The sequence below is a fragment of the Streptomyces sp. NPDC054842 genome, assembly GCF_053611025.1.
This window is the reverse complement of sequence record NZ_JBSGZN010000003.1, coordinates 229,626-246,367: the sequence shown is the minus strand read 5'-3', so window position 1 is coordinate 246,367 and position 16,742 is coordinate 229,626. Positions and strand designations below refer to the sequence as shown.

The window sequence follows — 16,742 nt, the reverse complement described above, 5'->3', positions numbered from 1 at the left end:
TCGTCATGCCTTAAGCGTGTCCCGGCGAACGCTCCGGGAGTACGTACTCCCGCCGCCGCTGCACCGAACTAATCCGAACTTTGGCTGTTTGACGGGGTGTTGGCGCAGCGTCAGGGGCTGCAAGACTGGCCGCATGGCTGAACTCAACGGCAAGCCCGTCACTCTGGACGAACTCGAAGCTCTCGCCCTCACGAACTACGGACATTTCACGTCCATGCGCATGGAGGACGGCACGATCCGCGGCCTGTCTCTCCACATGGACCGCTTGGTGCGGGACTGCCGACTCGTCTTCGGTGTCGAACTGGACCGCGAGCAAACCCTGAACTACATCCGCAAGGCGGTTGAGGGCATTAAGGGCGTCGCGGGGCTCCGAGTCACGATCTACGACCCTGCGATCGACATGGGCCGCCCGAGCGACGCCAAGGACCCTCACGTCCTGGTCAACCTGCGGCCGGCGGGCGCCATGCCCCCGCCCCCGCTTGCGGCCAAGTCCTTTGCCTTCACCCGCGACAGCGCGGCCGTGAAGCACATCGGACTCCACTCGCAACTTCGGATTCGCCGTGAGGCTCAGCTCGCAGGATTCGACGACGCGGTGTTCGTTGAACCGGATGGCCGCGTCTCCGAGGGCGGCACTTGGAATCTCGGATTCGTCGACCAGGACGGCACGGTCATTTGGCCGGACGCGCCCGTTCTACCCGGCACGACGATGCTTCTGCTCCAGAGCCTTGACGCTCCCAAGCAGGTCACGGCCCCAGTACAGCTTGCCGACGTCCCGAACATGGCGGCGGCCTTTGCCACGAACACCACGATTGGCGTGCGCTCGTTGAGCGCTCTTGATGACGTGCAGTTCTCACAGGACCACCCCGTGCTCGCCGCACTGCGTGAGGGGTACGCCGGAATCCCTGGCGACCGCCTGTAAACGCGTGCACGCCGCCCTTGCCAGGGGCGCGATTCACGACAGAGGTAGCCCATGCCACTCGTTACGAAATGGACCGGACGTGAAGTTAAGGCACTGCGTGAAGCCGTACGTATGAGTCTCATGGAGTTCGCCGAAAAGCTCGGGGTGTCCGATCGCATCGTCTCCCGGTGGGAGGCAGGCGGCGAGCAAGCCGCCTTGCGCATGGTAAATCAAGCGGCTCTTGACACCTTGCTTGCCAAGGCCGATCAGGATGCCCAGGGCCGTTTTGTTGGCATTCTCGCGGCGGATGACATCCCCACCCGAGCCATCATCGAGTCGGGCGAGGATCAGACGAGCAGCGGCGAGTACGTCAAGCATCCCGGGGACGGAAAGCTCATGGCACATATCCCGGAAGGAATCTTCCTGTCAGGGGAGGATGACGATCCGGTGTGGGTGGATGACTTCCACATCGACACCTTCCCGACCACCAACGCCGATTACGCCAGGTTCTGCGCGGCTACCCGGTATCCGGTACCTGAGCACTGGGGAAACGGCCGATGCCCCCGTGAGCTGTACGACCACCCTGTCGTGCACGTGACGTGGCGGGACGCGAGCGCGTACGCGAATTGGGCAGGGAAGTCGCTGCCGGCAGCCGAGCAGTGGGAGAAAGCGGCGCGCGGAACTTCTGGCCGAACGTTCCCTTGGGGGGACCAGAAGACCGCTGCAAAGTGCAACGTTCGGGAGACCGGTGTGGAGGCCACGACGTCCGTTTCTCGGTACCACAGCGGCGTTTCGCCGTACGGCGTCTACGACATGGTGGGCAACGTATGGGAGTGGCTTGCAACGCCGACCACCCGCGGGCGGTACGAACTCCGCGGCAGCGCATTCACCAGTCCACTGTTCCGGGGAGCTCCCGCCGTTGCCAACGACGCCAACGAGACGATGCATGACGACGACACCGGGTTCCGCTGTGTAGCGTTGCCTGAGCAGATGACCGTCGGCAAGGGCTGATGGCCCGTGCGGCAGTTCATGGATCACGGGGGGTCAGCTTGGAAAGTCTTCAGTTTTCTGAGGCGGCCAAACTAGGAAGAAGGACCGGATGGAACCGATTGACGAGACGGGTAACGCATCCAATTTTTCAATCCATGTTCCATCTGTAAAGCTATCTGGAGGCTCCTCAATCACCCTCTCTGAAGCTGGGGTGACTGCCATTGTCGGGTCCAATAATTCCGGAAAATCGACACTTATTCGCGAGATCATCAACCATATCAAGCACGGCAGAAAGAATGCGAAACAACATGGTACGTCTTTCATTGTAGACGGCATTGATATTGCAACGCAGGGAAGTGCCGAAGACCTCCGGGCGTGGCTACATAAGCACTCGCGAAAGGTAATTAGAAACGGCCAAGATTTTTTCGTTCGCCCAGGCGTAGCTGAGGTCCACGCTGGCGTAGTCGACTGGCGCTACACAACGCAAATGTCCGACCTTGGCATTCAGGAGTTGTATGACCTTCTCGTTTTTTATGGAGACGCTTGGCAGAGAATTGCCGGTGTCAATCCCGTAGAGATGCGCGACATGTTCGATGCCCCGGCAACGTCACCTATGCACGTTCTGCAAGATAAAGAAGATCTCTTGGCTGAACTCTGCGAGATCAGCCTTGAGGTATTCGGCCAGACTCTGACGCTTGATCGACTCAGTAAACAGGTAAATCTGCGAGTTGGCGAGACTGGACTCCCGGCGCCAGCAATTGATAAAATCGATATTGGATATCGGGATGCCCTTTCAGGGCTGCCGAACTTGATGGACCAAGGGGACGGCATGAAGAGCCTTATCGGGCTCCTCCTGCCCCTGCTCACTTCGGCCTACCCTGTTGTCTTTATCGATGAGCCGGAAGCATTCTTGCACCCACCGCAGGCTATGGCGCTGGGGCGAATCCTCGGAGAGCAGGCGAGGTCGAAAAAGATCCAAGTAATTCTTGCCACGCATGATCGCAATCTCCTGTCTGGCCTTCTTCAGTCAGAGGTAGACGTCTCAATCGTTCGACTCGAACGACCCGTCGAAGGCGGAACAGAGGCTCATCAGCTAAACGTTAGGGAGTTGAAGGGAATTTGGGATGACCCGGTTCTTAGGTATTCTAATGTATTGGATGGGCTCTTTCATAAGGCTGTCGTGTTGGCTGAGGCGGAGAGGGACTGTCGATTCTATTCATCTGCCCTAGAGGAATACGCACCGAAGAATGAACTGCCTGCGCTCCCTGGTGATATTTTGTTCGTGCCTTGTGGGGGGAAAGACGGCCTTCCGCGCCTGGCTAAAGTTCTACGGTCTGTGAAAGTCCCGGTTGTCGCGAGCCCGGATCTCGATATCCTCAATGACAGGGGGAAAATCCGAATCCTAGTCGAGGCTATGGGAGGTGATTGGGGCTCATTGAAAGATGACTACGAAAAAGCCACTGCAGAATTCCGGCAGCCGCGAGAGGCTTTGCATATTTCGAATGTTTTGTCCGCACTTAATGGCGTCTTCTCCTCACGTCAAAATGAAGTATTTACGGCGACAGTGCGACATGAGTTCATGACGCAGTTGAGGAGTAAAGGGAACCCTTGGTCTGCTTTGAAAGAATACGGAGAATTGGCTTTCAAAGCAGACCCTAAGGTGGCGCAGAATTTGCTCAGAAGGCTTGATAATATGGGGATCGTTGCGGTGAGAGTGGGTGAGCTAGAGCGCTTCACTCCCTACCTCGGAGTCTCTAAAGGAGCTAGTTGGCTTCCTGCTGCTATCGAGGCTGGCGGACACAGAAGCGAGCCTGCCCGAAAGCACGTAGCCGCGCTGGTGAAGGCAGCAGTTGAGGTAAGTCAGTAAAGTGTTGAACCAGCAGTTCTTGCATAGAAGTTATGGCCAGCAGCGGTCGTTCAACATCGTGGTGGTCCAACCGCGGCCCGGCAAGCGGATGGCCGTCTACCACCGCGAGCGGAGCCATGCAGGGTTTGGGGCGTGATGGCTGCCTCGGCAGGCTGTGGGCCATGCGTGGGCCAGAGCCCAATGGAGATGACGTCGTGGACGTTCCCGCACAGGTCAGTCAGCTGGGCGCGCTGCAAGCGCGACGCTCTTGAAAACCGTCGTGGGCTGGCGGCGAAGCGAGAAGTGGCTGCCGCCCGCCCGATGCCGGTCAACTGCCTCCCGAGGATCTGCGAATGTCCGAGAGGCGGTACTGGCCCACCTCGGGGTCTTCAGGGCCATCCATCCCAAGGTCTCGCCGCATGGCTTCTCGCACATGCGCGTTCTCCCGCCAGAGCTCCGCGCGACAGACCCGGTAGGGCTCACCCCGGATGGTCGGTTCCTCTATGAGCCGGTCACGCATCGAGGCCAGGGCATCACACGCGGCCTCGGCCAGTTGAATGATCTCAGCTGAGGCAGTGAGTGACAGACACTGCCTGAGGCGCCAGATACCAGCGCCGTCGAGGGCTTGATGAAGCTCGCCATAGAGCACGTCGCCGGACGGAGGGTCGGGCCGCAGAACGATACTTCGCATGTCGGAGTGTCCGCGGCTCAGCGCCATCAGAAACTCCGAGTACACAGCCCTGCGCGTCTGCACAGCCTCCCGTTGCTGGTCGCGGCGCCAGCGGAGACGCTCGGCGATCAACGCCGCCCCCACGCCAACCACGGCTCCCGCCAGAGTGCTTACTGGTGATATCCAGTCCACTGCAAAATGCTACCCAGGCGCCCAGGGCTCGCTAACGCTACGGGCGTTCTCGGCCCGGGGGGCCAACATCCGCATGGTGGGATCGCCCCTGCTCCCCCCAGACGTCCTCCAGTGGCGGGACGGGCGGGAGAAATTACTGGTCCGTCTCCCCAATTAATGGCCCGGACGATAGCTGAGGCTGCTGAGAGTCCTCGCGGCCGGCTCCTACCAGGGGTGGGCGGCCTCGTGTAAGGGCTTAAACGACATCATGCCTGGGTTCGTACTGATCACTTGGGACACCGCCCGAGGGACGGTCTTGAAATCTGCCAACCGCAGTCCTCGCTGTCCTGCGGGCGGGACAGCGACCGCCATGACCGCGCGCCAGGACACGCTGGTGAACGGGGGAGGCGCCCCTAAAGGGTGCCCACCCCGCCCGAACCCACAGTCGAGTTACTTGCCTTGCGTCTGATAGTGCATCGTCATGATACGTCCGGTCTTTACGACCATTGTTCCCGCCTTGTACAGGCGCAGGATAAGGCACTTGGTGCCATTCTGGTTGATTCCTGGTTCGATGGACAGAATTTCTGCTGTCTTGCCGTTCCACAACTTCAGGTGGTCACCCGCCTTCAACTTCTTCGCCGGCTTGCGTACTGGTGTGCTGATGGTTATCTCCTCCTCTCAATCAACTACCTCCATCATCGCATCCACCACTGACAAACAGGCACGATCCATTCCACTTGTAAACGCAGAAGCGCCAGACTCCGCCAGCGAAACCGAGAACTTGTCGGGGCCAGCGCCGAGGCAAACCACTGATAGCCCGAGCGAGAGCTGCTTGCATTGAGGCCACACGTTTCGAAGGTTCGACCATTAGGCGGCCATGCAAGCTGCGGAGCCTGTGGAACTGAGCGAGGCAACGATGATCGCGATAACTGCAAGCTACATACGCCGCGGATGCCCACGGGTAATCCCGTTGGACCCTCATTTCAGACTTTTCGATGAATGCTCTTCTGACCAGCGGGACTAAACTGGTAGGTAACTTGCGTGGCGCAAGGGCGCGTCTGCCCGCATGCGCGCCCCCAGTGCACGCAACGCGCCACCTTTGCCCCGGAAGCCGTACACGTCTGCCCCACGGTGAAGCGCGTTGAGGGCGGCTAGGGCACCGTCGAGCGAGGTTCTACGCGCATCCACGTGCTGTTACCTACGAAGCCAACTCATGGACCGTCAGCATCCGTTTACACGACCAGAATTAGTATGATTATTGCGTTCAACGAGAGCCGCGTGAGTAAGCCCACAGATAGCGATTTCCGTTGGGATTTTCGCTCGCTTGTGAGTCAAGATCCAGGCTAACGACAAGCCCCCACCTCAGTAACGGTGCGGCCGTCGGGGTGGATGCCGAGTCCTGCCGCTGCCCTGATGCTCTGTCGATCACACATGGAGACGGCAGGAGTGGGGGACCCAGCGTGACGGTCCGCCGGAGCAGCTTTCCGGGTGGGCCTTGGGGTGAAGCCGCAGCAGCGGCCGGGCTACTTCGCCAGCCCGAATCCGACAGGTCATCCTTCACAGGCAGCTGACGAAGGATCAGGTTGCGATGAGTGCGGCGCATGGAAGCACGCATGGTTCAGGTACCGGCAACCCCGGTGCCAGCAACGAGAATGATGGGAAGATCCGAAAGTTCGAAGCCGTGATCATCCTTTTGGTGGGGATGATCGCCGGGATGGGCGCCGGAATCACAGCACGGACGATGGGGCACCTGCCGTACTTCGGGGCCGTCGTCATGGGAGTTGGGGCGGCATTCGCGCTACCCGGATTCCTCATCATGATCATCAAGTACGTCCGCAACCAGTCCTGATCGCTCAGGACAACCGTGGCTCTACCTAGTCCCCCGGCATCCATCAGGAGCGGCTAGGGCAACCACACGGCGATCCCGTGTGAGAGACACAAGCAGACGCGTGGAGAGACTCTGGCACACAAGCCGGAGTCTCTTTTTCATACCTCTGACTCGCGGACTTCCAGTTCAGAGGCGCAGTCTCACTGGTCGAAGTTCGCGCTGGTGAAAGGCCGTGGTGGACGAAGAATGCGCAGGGCGGACCTCGCTGGGTCAGGCCGCCGTGCTGCTCGGTTGTGCGACTTGAGGCGACGGGGGATTCCCCCGTGCGTCCCCCGAACGACGTGACGCAGAACGAAAGGCCTGATCAGGCAGCGTTGGGCGAGCCCTCTGTAAATCTGCCGGCTCAGCCTTCCCAGGTTCGAATCCTGGCGCCGCCACATGAAGGCAGACCCCCTCGGGTCAGGTTGTTCACCTGGCCCCAGGGGGTCTCTTCGTTTTCACGACTGTAGGGCCGCTGCCCGCGCCCGCTTACACGTCGTACTTGCCCGACACCACGGCCAGCGTCCAGTTCACGGCGCCTTTTGTCTGGACGGACAGCTTCTCGGTGACCGAGTCCGTGTACACCTGGCCGATGGTTTCCGGCCCGCCGCAGCGAATCCTGGTGGCGTCCTCCTGCGGGGCATCGCGGTGGGCGATGCTCATCGAGCCTCCGCCGGTGCAGGTCGCGTAGACGGTGTAGACGTCTGTCTCCGGCTTGAAAGCCGGCAGGTCGGCGTCGCCGGTTCCCTGGGTCGTAGGTACGAGAACCTTCGCGCCGGCAGGCAGTTCGAATGCGGACGGCGTCCCGCTCGGGCGGTCGTCAGTCTCGGAACCGCTGCTCGACTCGGTGCTTGATTGAGCACCGTGCGGGGCGGGCTCGGCTCCGTCGCCCTTGCCGGTTCCCGAGCAGCCTGCGGTCAGCAGCAGGACGAGCAGGCCGGCGGGCACTGCGCTGCTACGGCCCATTGGCCACTCTCCTCGGGATACGCGCCCAGTCCTGGGCCGTGACGCGCTGCGGAACGACCAGCGGCGGGATGATCATCATGCACGGATGTCGACGCCTTCCACGCATCGTCAGCAGAACGGCCTTGCTGCTCCTTCCGCGTGCTCAGCAGTTGCGGTCCCCTCTCGTTTCGCGGATGCACACGCCCACGGGCTCGGGGGCGTGTGCAGGGCGATGCCGTCAGGTGTCACCGGGATGAGCGGAGAAACGGCGGCGTCCCCATCGGGCCGCCCGGAACGTGTCGGGCGCCGGGCACACTGGACCCCATGTCGTCCCGTCGCAGGAAGTGTCCCGAGTGCCGTCGCGAGATCGCCGTCGTCGCGGGACGGTTCGCGCGCCACGACCCGGCCGGGGCCCGGGGGAGCGGTGAGCTGGTCTCATGTCCCGGGTCGCGCAGGCAGGCCGAACTCGGGACGGCCCAGCCGGCGCTCGACGGCTACGTCGTACCGGACTTCCCCGGCCAGCTGCCCCTCTTCTGACCAGCGGCGGACGCCCGGCGCCCGACCATGCGCCGCTGACCGGTGCCCTCGTCGTGATCCGTCGGCTAGGGCCGCTCACCGTGGACTCGTCGTCGTGGTCCGTCAGCGAGGACCGCTCACCGTGGGTCTCGTCATGGCACTGGCTCGTGCTCGTGGTCCGTCGGCGCCGAGCCCGAGGGCTGCCGGGACGCGGGACGCGAAATGCCTCCCCGCTCGCCCCGCTCTCCTAGTTGCCCGCTTTCCTAGTTCCCCGCCACCGACTTCACCGCCACCGAGACCGGCGCCGAGCCGTTGATCAGCTCCAGGGTGAGGCCCGCCGTCGCCGGGGTGTCCACCAATTCCGCGAGTACCGCCGCGACGTCCTCGCGGGGGACCGAACCCCGGCCGGTGGACGCCTCCAGGCGGACGAGGCCCGTGCCGGCGTCGTTCGTCAGGGCGCCGGGACGCAGGATCGTCCAGTCCAGCGCGTCCCGGCTCCTTACGTACTCGTCCGCCTCGCCCTTGGCGCGCAGGTACGCGTCGAAGATCTCGTTGCCCTGGTGCGCGGAATCGGCGCCCATGGACGAGACGACGACGTACCGCCGTACGCCGGCCAGCTCCGCCGCGTCCGCGAACAGGACCGCCGCGGCCCGGTCCACCGTGTCCTTGCGGGCCACGGTGCTGCCCGGACCGGCTCCCGCCGCGAAGACGGCCGCGTCGGCGCCCCGCAGATGCCCGGCGACCTCCTCGACCGAGGCGGACTCCAGATCGCACACGATCGGCTCGGCGCCGGCCTCGCGCAGATCGTCGCCCTGTTCCGCACGGCGGATGATGCCCGCCGCCTCGTCCCCGCGCGCGGCGAGCAGGCGCTCCAGCCGCAGCGCGATCTGACCATGACCTCCAGCAATGACAATGCGCATGATTCCGACCGTACGCCCGGGTGGGCTCATTCGCCGCACAACCCTGTGGACGACTCGTGGGTCGTATCAGTGATCACTGTGAATTCAGAGGTCGTCGTACGCCGGACGAGCCACGGGGGCCGTGCGGAGCGGTACGGCCTCGTAAGGAGACCACCATCACCGCCATACGCAAGACCGTCACCGTGGCCGGCTGTGCCGCCGTCCTCTTCGCCACGGCGGCCGGCTGCGGCACGGTCGAGAACCTGACCGCCGGTCAGAAGGTCGACCACGCCGTCGACCGGCTCGGTGAACAGAAGTCGCTCGGCGTCGAGTTGCGCCTGGACGCGACCCCCTCGGCGCTGACCTCGCTCTCGGGGGACACCGACGAGATGCCCGAGGAGTTCGCCGACTTCATCGCCGGACTGCGTGTCGACATCTCCGTCAAGTCCCGCAAGAAGCTGTCGGATTCGGACGAGAAGGACCTCGTCGGTACGAGCGTGGAGATCGCGGGTGCCAAGGGCGTCCTGGTCGAGTACCGGGTCGTCGGCGACTTCATGTACTACCGCGCCGACATGAAGGCGCTCGGCGAGGCCATGGGCTTCCCCTTCCCCACCGCGGACGAACTCCCGGAGAAGGACAAGCGGTTCGAGAAGGTGCTCGACGGCGGCTGGGCCAAGATGGACACCCGCGAACTGGAGGCGCCGGACAAGGACGCGAAGGGTTCCGGCGGCGACGACATCGACGCCAGGACGCAGCGGAAGATCATGAAGGCCGTACGGGGTGTCCTCACGGACGAGGTCACGTTCCGCAACGGGAGCGGCAGCGACGGCGCCGAGCACGTCGTCGCCAAGGCCAACGTCCGCGACGTGCTCACCGAGCTGTTCGACAGGCTCCGTCCGCTGGAGGGCGACCTGCCGCCGGGTGCCGAACTGCCCACGTCCCGCGACCTCAAGGACGCTCCGGACAAGAAGGTCGCCGTCGACTTCACCATCAAGAACGGTGCCCTCGCACAGCTGAAGGTCGACCTGGCCGTCCTCGCCGAGCACCCGAAGGGCGTCAAGGCGCCTCTGGTCGTGAAGTTCACCGAGGCGGGCGACGTCAGCGCTCCGTCGGACGCCACGGAGTTCCCTGTCGGCGATGCCCCGGGTCTCGACAATCCCCTGACCGGAGCCATGCTGGGCGGCGGCCTGCTCTGACCCCGCCGACGGACACCGCGGACCGCCAGACGCCGGGAGGGCGCCCACAACCGCCTTCCCGCGCGTCCGCCGGGGCCACGCGCCCGTGAGCGCTCGCACCAGGGAGCGTCGTCGCTCACGACGGCACGCGCATGGGTGCTGCCGCTCACGACGGCGGCATGCTCAAGGAGTGTTGGCGTCCACGACGCAGGCCCCGCAAGTGCTGTTGCTCACGACGCAGGCCCCGGGAGAGAAGGTTGCTCACGACGGCAGATCCCAGTAGAGCTGCCGCTCACGACGGCATGCCCCGCCCCTGCCGGGGCAGGTCCAAGCCCGCCGCACCCGAACCGCAGTACTCCCGCACCGCGCTCGTCCGTGCGACGACGCGCCCCCCGTGGACGACGATCCGGCTGTACGCCAGCGACAGCGCGCCCGCGAGGCCGTCACCGCGCACCGCGAGCAGTTCCGCCGGGAAACCGGCCTCCACCCGCACCTCGGGCAGGCCCAGAGCGGCCCGGGCGGCGGAACCGACCGAGTCGTAGGCGTCCTCGGGGCGGAGCCCGTAACGCGAGGCGAGCAGGTACGCCGCCTCCAACGGGTCACCCCGGCCCACGGGGTTGGAGACGTCGCGCAGGGCACCGCTGCCCGCCGCGACCCGTACGCCCGCCGCCCGCAACAGCCGTACCGGAGCCGTCCCCTGGCGGTCGACGCTGCCGCAGCCGCCCTGCGGGAGGCACACGACCGTGATCCCGGCCGCCGCGAGCTGGTCCGCGGCGCGGGTCGCCGCGTCGGCCGGCAGCCGCCCGAGGCCGCCGCAGGGGCCGAGCGTCACTCCGGGCCGCAGACCTCCCGCCATCGCGGCCAGCCGGGCCAGGCGGGCCGGGTCGGCGCCGTCCGTGTGCAGATCGACGGGGCAGCCGTGCTCGGAGGCGATCTCCAGTACGGCCTCCGTGTAGCCCGTCGGGTCCGGGTCGGCGTCCGGGCAGCCGCCCACCACGGAGGCGCCCATCTTCACCGCGTCCCGCAGCATCGCGAGCCCGTCCGCCCCCGCCACCCCGGTCAGCAGCCGCGGCATCGCCACCGTCGACAGCTCGGTGAGACCGCGCAGCGCCCGACGGGCCTGGAGCACCGCCGTCAGCGCGCCCAGCCCTTGGACATCACCGACGTGCACGTGCGCGCGCAACGCCGTCGCCCCGTGCCCGAGTTGGAGCAGCGCCGCCTCGGTGGCCCGGCGCTGGACCTCCTCGCAGTCGTACGAGACCGGCCCGTCCCCGTCGGCCGTGAACGCCGTGTCCGCGTGGGCGTGCGCCTCCGCCGGGGCCGGCAGGAGCAGATAGCCGTCGAGATCGACGCGCGTGCCGTGGGCCGGGCTTCCGCTCGGAGCGAGGCTGCCCGCGGTGCCGACGGCCTCGATGCGTCCGCCGCCCAGCCGCACGTCCACGGTCCGGCCGTCGGTGAGCCGTGCTCTGCACAGCAGCAGGTCGGAGGCGTCGGCGTGTCCCGAGGAGGACGAGGAGTGGGGCGGCTGCGGCTGGCTGTCGGGCATCGCGCTCCTGGGGTCGGTGACGTCTGCGCGGCAGGGACGCAAGATCACGCAGAGTGAGTCGAGCCTAGGGTCGCGACGCGCCCGCATCCGGGAGGAGCGCAATAGTCGTACCGGTGTGGTCGCCAGGTTGACGCGGACGCCGGCGTCCGGGCCGCGGCGAGGCGGTGGGCTGGACGAACCTCGTCGCGGCGCGATGCGCGCGCGGCCCGCGCAGTGCCGAGTTCGCCTCCCGCCGCCATCGCTTCACGTGTCACCAGTGGTCCCCGTCACCTCAGGGGCATCACTGATCACTCGCGTATCGCGAAGACGAGGAGCGAGATCGAAAGACGAAGTCGAGGAGTCACGGAGAGGGGCCGTTCCCGTCCGCCATCCCGTCCGCCGGTACGGCCTGGTGAGACGCGTGATTCGCGTCGGCCGCAGCCCCGACGGGGGACGGGTTCCCGTCCGCGGCGTGGCCCGCTGGGGAGGCGTGGTTCCCGTGCGCCGCAAGGGCCGTAGAGGGGTCGGAAACGGACGAGGGAGCGGGCGCGGGACGACCCGGGGGACGGGTGGGAGACAGCCCGGGGCAGGTGCCGCGAAACGGATTTGGGCGATCGGCGGCCGACCGTGTAATGTCTTCATCGCTCGCCCCAATAGCTCAGTCGGCAGAGCGTCTCCATGGTAAGGAGAAGGTCTACGGTTCGATTCCGTATTGGGGCTCTGGTGTGTGAGGTTCCCGTCGCAAGGCGGGGCCCGATCGCATCTCAGCGGTGTAGCTCAGTCGGTAGAGCAAGCGGCTCATAATCGCTGTGTCACCGGTTCAAGTCCGGTCACCGCTACTGACAGTAGCCGATTGTGGGGTCGGTCCTTCGATCGGCTACTCTTCTATGCGTTAATCGTCCCATCCGTTCGTCAAGGAGCACTCCTGTGGCTGCCACCGACGTCCGCCCGAAGATCACGCTGGCCTGCGTGGAGTGCAAGGAGCGGAACTACATCACCAAGAAGAACCGGCGTAACAACCCGGACCGACTGGAGATGAAGAAGCACTGCCCGCGTTGCAACGCGCACACCGCGCACCGCGAAACGCGATAATTTCAGGCTCGTACACGAGGCCGTCCCCAGCAACGGGGGCGGCCTCGCGTCGTTCGATCGCCGAGTTCCCGTCGTGACCTCGTCGTTCGTGCGCCGAGCGTCCCGTCGTGGAACCCGTCGGTCATTCGCCGGGCGTCCGTGACGGGCCCCGGCGTTCGTCCGCCGGGCGTCGCGCCGCGGGCCTCGGCCGTGCCTTGTTGTCCGGTTGTTCCGGCTGAAAACCAGGAGGTGCCGAGCCCATGGCGCTCGACCAGTCCTTCGTGGGGCGGACCTACCCGCCCACCGACCCCTATGAGGTCGGCCGGGAGAAGATCCGCGAGTTCGCGGAGGCCGTGGGGGACGACAACCCCGCGTACACGGACCCCGACGCCGCCAAGGCTCTCGGGTACCCCGATGTGATCGCCCCGCCGACCTTCGTCTTCGCGATCACCTTCAAGGCCGCCGGGCAGGTCGTCCAGGACCCGCAACTCGGCCTCGACTACACCCGCGTGGTGCACGGCGACCAGAAGTTCGCCTACACCCGGCCGGTGCGCGCGGGGGACCGGCTCACGGTCACCTCGACCATCGAGTCGATCAAGTCCCTCGCGGGCAACGACATCGTGGACATCCGCGGTGAGGTTCACGACGAGGCCGGCGAGCACGTGGTGACGGCTGTCACCAAGCTCGTCGCGCGTGCGGCGGAGGGAAGCTGACATGACGGCGAAGATCGCTTACGCGGACGTCGAGGTCGGCACCGAGCTGCCGGCCCAGGTCTTCCCCGTCACCCGCGCCACGCTGGTGCAGTACGCGGGCGCCTCCGGGGACTTCAACCCGATCCACTGGAACGAGAAGTTCGCGGTCGAGGTCGGCCTTCCCGACGTCATCGCGCACGGCATGTTCACCATGGCCGAGGCCATCCGCGTCGTCACCGACTGGGCCGGCGACCCGGGAGCGGTGGTCGAGTACGGCGTGCGCTTCACCAAGCCCGTCGTCGTCCCGAACGACGACCGGGGCGCCGACATCGAGGTCAGCGCCAAGGTCGCCGCCAAGCTCGACGACAACACGGTCCGTGTGGACCTCGTGGCGATGAGCGCCGGCCAGAAGGTGCTCGGGATGTCACGGGCGGTCGTACGCCTGGCCTGAACGTCGGGAATACGCCTGGCCTGAGCGGCGGAAACACGCCTGGCCTGAACGGCGGGGAGCGTCGGCGGCCGGTTCGCCTTGGGTCGACGGGGTGTCAGCGGGACCCGCGTTGACTCGACGGGGGTGTCCGGGGCCTGCGGTGACGCCACCGGGAGCCTGAGCTGGCGCGAACCCTGGCCGGAGTTCCACAGGGGCCGGCGTGACGGCGTGCGACGAAGTGCGATGTAAGGGGCGTCCTCAATGGAGGGGCGCTCCTTACGCGTATGAGGCCCCCTGCCCGCCCCAACGCGTACCGCACTCCGGGCGTTCCGGTTTCCGCACCTCCGTACGTCCAGCTCCCCCGCTTCTCGGCCGCCCCGTGCACTCGCAGTCGCCACACCCGGGACTAGAAGTGGCCCCCGACCTGCACTCGCAATCGCCGCCGCCCGGCGCTAGAAGTGGCGGCGCCGACCTGCACTCGCAATCGCCGCCCCCGGCACCAGAAGCGGCCGCCCGACCCGCACGCGAAATGGCCCCTGACCCGCACTCGCAGTCGCCGCCCCCGGCACCAGAAGCGGCCGCCCGACCCGCACGCGAAATGGCCCCTGACCCGCACTCGCAGTCGCCGCCCCCGGCACCTGAAGCGGCCGCCCGACCCGCACGCGAAATGGCCCCTGACCCGCACTCGCAATCGCCGCCCCCGGCACCAGAAGCGGCCGCCCGACCCGCACGCGAAATGGCCCCCGACCCGCACTCGCAGTCACCGCCCCCTGCACTAGAAGCGGCCCCCAACCGGCACTAGAAGTGACCCCCGCCCCGCACCTGCGACGGCCCGCCGCCCTGCGAGAAAACCACCCCACCGAACCCCCTTGACCAAGTTAGTGATTGAGTACTAACTTCCTCTCATGGTCAGGATGAGTGCGGAGGAGAGGCGCGAGAGCGTCATCCGTGCGGCGACGAGCGAGTTCGCCCGCGGTGGTTTCTACGGCACGTCCACCGAGGCGATCGCCAAGCGGGTCGGCGTCTCGCAGCCGTATCTCTTCCGGCTCTTCCCCAGCAAGAAGGCGATCTTCCTGGCGGCCGCCGAGCGGTGCGTGGAGGACACGATCCGCACCTTCGAGGAGGCCTCCGAGGGACTCGAAGGCGAAGAGGCCCAGGTGGCCATGGGGAACGCGTACAGCACGGTCATCGCGGAGCAGCCCGAACGGCTGATGATGCAGATGCAGATGTACCTCGCCGTGGCGGCCGCCGAGCAGGCCGGTGAGCGTGAGTTCGGGGAAGCGGTGCGGGCCGGCTGGACGCGGCTGTGGGACACCGTTCACCTGTCGCTCGGGGCCGACGTCGACGGGACGACGACCTTCATGGCGTACGGGATGCTCATCAACTGTCTCGTGGCCATGGGGTTCCCGCCCGAGCACCGGGTCTGGGAAGGGATCTACCCGTCGGCGCGACTCGACGGGCGGCTGGAGAAGTAGGCGGCGAAGGCGGCTCCGGTGCCCTTCGCCCTGCCCGTAAAAGTTAGTCATCAATAACTAACCGCACTGCCGAGCATCCTCTGGGGGAGAGATGTCAGAACAGACCGCACGTCGCGGGGGAACCGCCTGGGCCCTCGTCATCACCAGCGTCGCCGGGTTCATGGCGGCGCTGGACAACCTCGTCGTCACCACCGCACTGCCCTCCATCCGGGAGGACCTCGGGGGAGCGCTGGACGATCTGGAGTGGACGGTGAGCGCGTACACGCTCACCTTTGCCGTGCTGCTGATGTTCGGCGCGGCCCTGGGGGACCGGTTCGGGCGCCGGCGGATGTTCCTGGCGGGCATCACCGTCTTCACCGGCGCGTCCGCCGCCGCGGCCATGGCGCCCGGCATCGACTCGCTGATCGCCGCCCGCGCGGTCCAGGGCGTCGGAGCCGCGATCATGATGCCGCTGACGCTGACCCTGCTGACCGCCGCCGTGCCGGCCGCCAAGCGGGGGACGGCGTACGGGATCTGGGGAGCCGTCAACGGCCTGGCCGTCGCCTCCGGGCCCCTCATCGGCGGCAGCCTCACCGAACACGTGTCCTGGCACTGGATCTTCTGGCTGAACGTCCCGCTGGGCCTCGCCCTGCTGCCGCTCGCCCGGCTGCGGCTCTCCGAGTCCCACGGCAGCGGAGCCCCGCTCGACATCACCGGCACGCTCCTCGCCAGCGGCGGCCTCTTCGGGATCGTCTACGGGCTGGTCCGCGGGCCCGCCGACGGCTGGACCAGCGCGTCCGTTCTGACGGCTCTCGTCACCGGCGCCGTGCTGCTCGGCGGGTTCGTCCGGCACGGCATCCGCGGCAAGGCGCCGATGCTGCCGATGCGGCTCTTCCGCTCGCCGGCCTTCTCCGGGATCAACGCCGCGAGCCTGCTGATGTTCGTCGGGATGTTCGGCTCTATCTTCCTGCTCAGCCAGTACATGCAGGGCGTCCTCGGCTACTCGCCCACCGAGGCCGGGCTGCGGATGCTGCCCTGGACCGGGATGCCGATGCTCGTCGCGCCGATCGCCGGCTACCTCTCGGACCGCGTCGGCGGCCGGCCGGTCGTCGCGGCGGGACTGTTCCTCCAGGCCGCGGGACTCGCGTACCTGGCCGCCGTGGTCACCGCCGACGTCTCCTACCCGGGACAGCTGCCCGGCCTGATCGCCAGCGGCATCGGGATGTCCCTGTACTTCGCCCCGGCGTCCGCCCTGGTCATGTCCAGCGTCCACCCGAAGGAACAGGGCGTCGCCTCCGGCGCCAACAACGCCCTGCGCGAGGTCGGCGGCGCTCTCGGAATCGCGGTGATGTCCTCGATCTTCGCCGCCCAGGGCGGCTACGAGTCCGCCCAGAGCTTCGTGGACGGACTGCGGCCCGCGCTCTGGACCGGCGCCGGCGTGGTGGCCCTCGCGGCCGCGGCGGCCCTGGCCATCCCCTCCGCCCGGCGCACCGCCCGGAACACCGCCCGGACGCCCGGCGCCGACACCGCGGCCGAGCCCACGGAACCCGCCCTGGAAACCGCCGCCCGCTGACCGTCCACCGCACCGGAAGG

General features: G+C 66.5%; 15 protein-coding genes, 2 tRNA genes and 1 riboswitch. Of the genes, 13 read left to right on the top strand and 4 right to left on the bottom strand.

What is annotated here, in order from left to right; all coding sequences use genetic code 11:
• Positions 1-133: 133 nt before the first annotated feature.
• The 3 genes from ACWGIS_RS04220 (at position 134) to ACWGIS_RS04210 (ending at position 3,755) form a co-directional block, all read left to right on the top strand.
• Positions 134-919, top strand: coding sequence for an aminotransferase class IV family protein (locus tag ACWGIS_RS04220; RefSeq protein WP_453360852.1), 786 nt, complete (start codon positions 134-136; stop codon positions 917-919).
• Between the two features lie 51 nt (positions 920-970).
• Positions 971-1,909 carry an SUMF1/EgtB/PvdO family nonheme iron enzyme gene (locus tag ACWGIS_RS04215; protein WP_453360851.1) on the top strand — a complete coding sequence of 313 codons (939 nt, stop codon included), beginning with the start codon at positions 971-973 and terminating at the stop codon, positions 1,907-1,909.
• An 88-nt stretch (positions 1,910-1,997) separates the two neighbouring features.
• Entirely contained in the window at positions 1,998-3,755 is a 1,758-nt protein-coding gene (locus tag ACWGIS_RS04210; RefSeq protein ID WP_453360850.1) for an ATP-dependent nuclease, read from the top strand.
• 307 nt (positions 3,756-4,062) lie between these two features.
• Here ACWGIS_RS04210 and ACWGIS_RS04205 read toward each other — a convergent pair whose 3' ends face one another.
• A complete protein-coding gene (locus tag ACWGIS_RS04205; RefSeq protein ID WP_453360849.1) occupies positions 4,063-4,596 on the bottom strand; it encodes a hypothetical protein in 534 nt (177 codons plus the stop codon).
• Between the two features lie 1,388 nt (positions 4,597-5,984).
• Positions 5,985-6,156, top strand: a riboswitch (cyclic di-AMP (ydaO/yuaA leader).
• Between the two features lie 7 nt (positions 6,157-6,163).
• Between ACWGIS_RS04205 and ACWGIS_RS04200 the strand changes: the two genes are divergently transcribed.
• On the top strand, positions 6,164-6,424 hold the full coding sequence (locus ACWGIS_RS04200; RefSeq protein WP_453360848.1) for a hypothetical protein: 261 nt from the start codon (positions 6,164-6,166) through the stop codon (positions 6,422-6,424).
• A gap of 507 nt (positions 6,425-6,931) precedes the next feature.
• Here the strand turns inward: ACWGIS_RS04200 and ACWGIS_RS04195 are convergent.
• Positions 6,932-7,408 (bottom strand): hypothetical protein, encoded by a 477-nt coding sequence (locus ACWGIS_RS04195; RefSeq protein WP_453360847.1) that lies wholly within the window; start codon positions 7,406-7,408, stop codon positions 6,932-6,934.
• A 303-nt stretch (positions 7,409-7,711) separates the two neighbouring features.
• On the opposite strand from ACWGIS_RS04195, the gene ACWGIS_RS04190 reads away from it, so the two are divergent.
• Positions 7,712-7,924 carry a hypothetical protein gene (locus ACWGIS_RS04190; protein ID WP_453360846.1) on the top strand — a complete coding sequence of 71 codons (213 nt, stop codon included), beginning with the start codon at positions 7,712-7,714 and terminating at the stop codon, positions 7,922-7,924.
• Positions 7,925-8,166: 242 nt separating this feature from the next.
• Here ACWGIS_RS04190 and ACWGIS_RS04185 read toward each other — a convergent pair whose 3' ends face one another.
• Positions 8,167-8,823 (bottom strand): NAD(P)H-binding protein, encoded by a 657-nt coding sequence (locus tag ACWGIS_RS04185; protein ID WP_453360845.1) that lies wholly within the window; start codon positions 8,821-8,823, stop codon positions 8,167-8,169.
• Positions 8,824-9,005: 182 nt separating this feature from the next.
• On the opposite strand from ACWGIS_RS04185, the gene ACWGIS_RS04180 reads away from it, so the two are divergent.
• Positions 9,006-9,998, top strand: coding sequence for a hypothetical protein (locus ACWGIS_RS04180; protein WP_453360844.1), 993 nt, complete (start codon positions 9,006-9,008; stop codon positions 9,996-9,998).
• A 271-nt stretch (positions 9,999-10,269) separates the two neighbouring features.
• On the opposite strand, the gene ACWGIS_RS04175 is transcribed toward ACWGIS_RS04180, so the two are convergent.
• Positions 10,270-11,523 carry an amidohydrolase family protein gene (locus tag ACWGIS_RS04175; protein WP_453360843.1) on the bottom strand — a complete coding sequence of 418 codons (1,254 nt, stop codon included), beginning with the start codon at positions 11,521-11,523 and terminating at the stop codon, positions 10,270-10,272.
• A 626-nt stretch (positions 11,524-12,149) separates the two neighbouring features.
• Between ACWGIS_RS04175 and ACWGIS_RS04170 the strand changes: the two genes are divergently transcribed.
• From ACWGIS_RS04170 to ACWGIS_RS04140, 7 genes are all read left to right on the top strand, one after another.
• Positions 12,150-12,222 (top strand) — tRNA-Thr (locus tag ACWGIS_RS04170).
• A 46-nt stretch (positions 12,223-12,268) separates the two neighbouring features.
• Positions 12,269-12,341, top strand: a tRNA-Met gene (locus ACWGIS_RS04165).
• Positions 12,342-12,429: 88 nt separating this feature from the next.
• Positions 12,430-12,594: a 50S ribosomal protein L33 gene (gene rpmG / locus ACWGIS_RS04160; protein WP_003948671.1), complete on the top strand. Its 165-nt coding sequence runs from the start codon at positions 12,430-12,432 to the stop codon at positions 12,592-12,594.
• A 239-nt stretch (positions 12,595-12,833) separates the two neighbouring features.
• Positions 12,834-13,286, top strand: coding sequence for an FAS1-like dehydratase domain-containing protein (locus tag ACWGIS_RS04155; protein ID WP_453360842.1), 453 nt, complete (start codon positions 12,834-12,836; stop codon positions 13,284-13,286).
• A gap of 1 nt (position 13,287) precedes the next feature.
• A complete protein-coding gene (locus ACWGIS_RS04150) occupies positions 13,288-13,716 on the top strand; it encodes a MaoC family dehydratase (protein ID WP_453360841.1) in 429 nt (142 codons plus the stop codon).
• Between the two features lie 884 nt (positions 13,717-14,600).
• Positions 14,601-15,170 carry a TetR/AcrR family transcriptional regulator gene (locus tag ACWGIS_RS04145; RefSeq protein ID WP_453360840.1) on the top strand — a complete coding sequence of 190 codons (570 nt, stop codon included), beginning with the start codon at positions 14,601-14,603 and terminating at the stop codon, positions 15,168-15,170.
• Positions 15,171-15,261: 91 nt separating this feature from the next.
• Entirely contained in the window at positions 15,262-16,722 is a 1,461-nt protein-coding gene (locus ACWGIS_RS04140) for an MFS transporter (protein ID WP_453360839.1), read from the top strand.
• The last annotated feature ends 20 nt before the right edge of the window (positions 16,723-16,742 follow it).

What these genes read in the sequence shown, in the direction of transcription:
- ACWGIS_RS04195 (WP_453360847.1), bottom strand. Translation starts at nt 7,408, where the DNA reads ATGGGCCGTAGCAGCGCAGTGCCCGCCGGCCTGCTCGTCCTGCTGCTG.
- ACWGIS_RS04150 (WP_453360841.1), top strand. Translation starts at nt 13,288, where the DNA reads ATGACGGCGAAGATCGCTTACGCGGACGTCGAGGTCGGCACCGAGCTG.
- ACWGIS_RS04220 (WP_453360852.1), top strand. Translation starts at nt 134, where the DNA reads ATGGCTGAACTCAACGGCAAGCCCGTCACTCTGGACGAACTCGAAGCT.
- ACWGIS_RS04145 (WP_453360840.1), top strand. Translation starts at nt 14,601, where the DNA reads ATGGTCAGGATGAGTGCGGAGGAGAGGCGCGAGAGCGTCATCCGTGCG.
- ACWGIS_RS04155 (WP_453360842.1), top strand. Translation starts at nt 12,834, where the DNA reads ATGGCGCTCGACCAGTCCTTCGTGGGGCGGACCTACCCGCCCACCGAC.
- ACWGIS_RS04140 (WP_453360839.1), top strand. Translation starts at nt 15,262, where the DNA reads ATGTCAGAACAGACCGCACGTCGCGGGGGAACCGCCTGGGCCCTCGTC.
- ACWGIS_RS04190 (WP_453360846.1), top strand. Translation starts at nt 7,712, where the DNA reads ATGTCGTCCCGTCGCAGGAAGTGTCCCGAGTGCCGTCGCGAGATCGCC.
- ACWGIS_RS04215 (WP_453360851.1), top strand. Translation starts at nt 971, where the DNA reads ATGCCACTCGTTACGAAATGGACCGGACGTGAAGTTAAGGCACTGCGT.
- ACWGIS_RS04185 (WP_453360845.1), bottom strand. Translation starts at nt 8,823, where the DNA reads ATGCGCATTGTCATTGCTGGAGGTCATGGTCAGATCGCGCTGCGGCTG.
- ACWGIS_RS04210 (WP_453360850.1), top strand. Translation starts at nt 1,998, where the DNA reads ATGGAACCGATTGACGAGACGGGTAACGCATCCAATTTTTCAATCCAT.
- ACWGIS_RS04175 (WP_453360843.1), bottom strand. Translation starts at nt 11,523, where the DNA reads ATGCCCGACAGCCAGCCGCAGCCGCCCCACTCCTCGTCCTCCTCGGGA.
- ACWGIS_RS04200 (WP_453360848.1), top strand. Translation starts at nt 6,164, where the DNA reads ATGAGTGCGGCGCATGGAAGCACGCATGGTTCAGGTACCGGCAACCCC.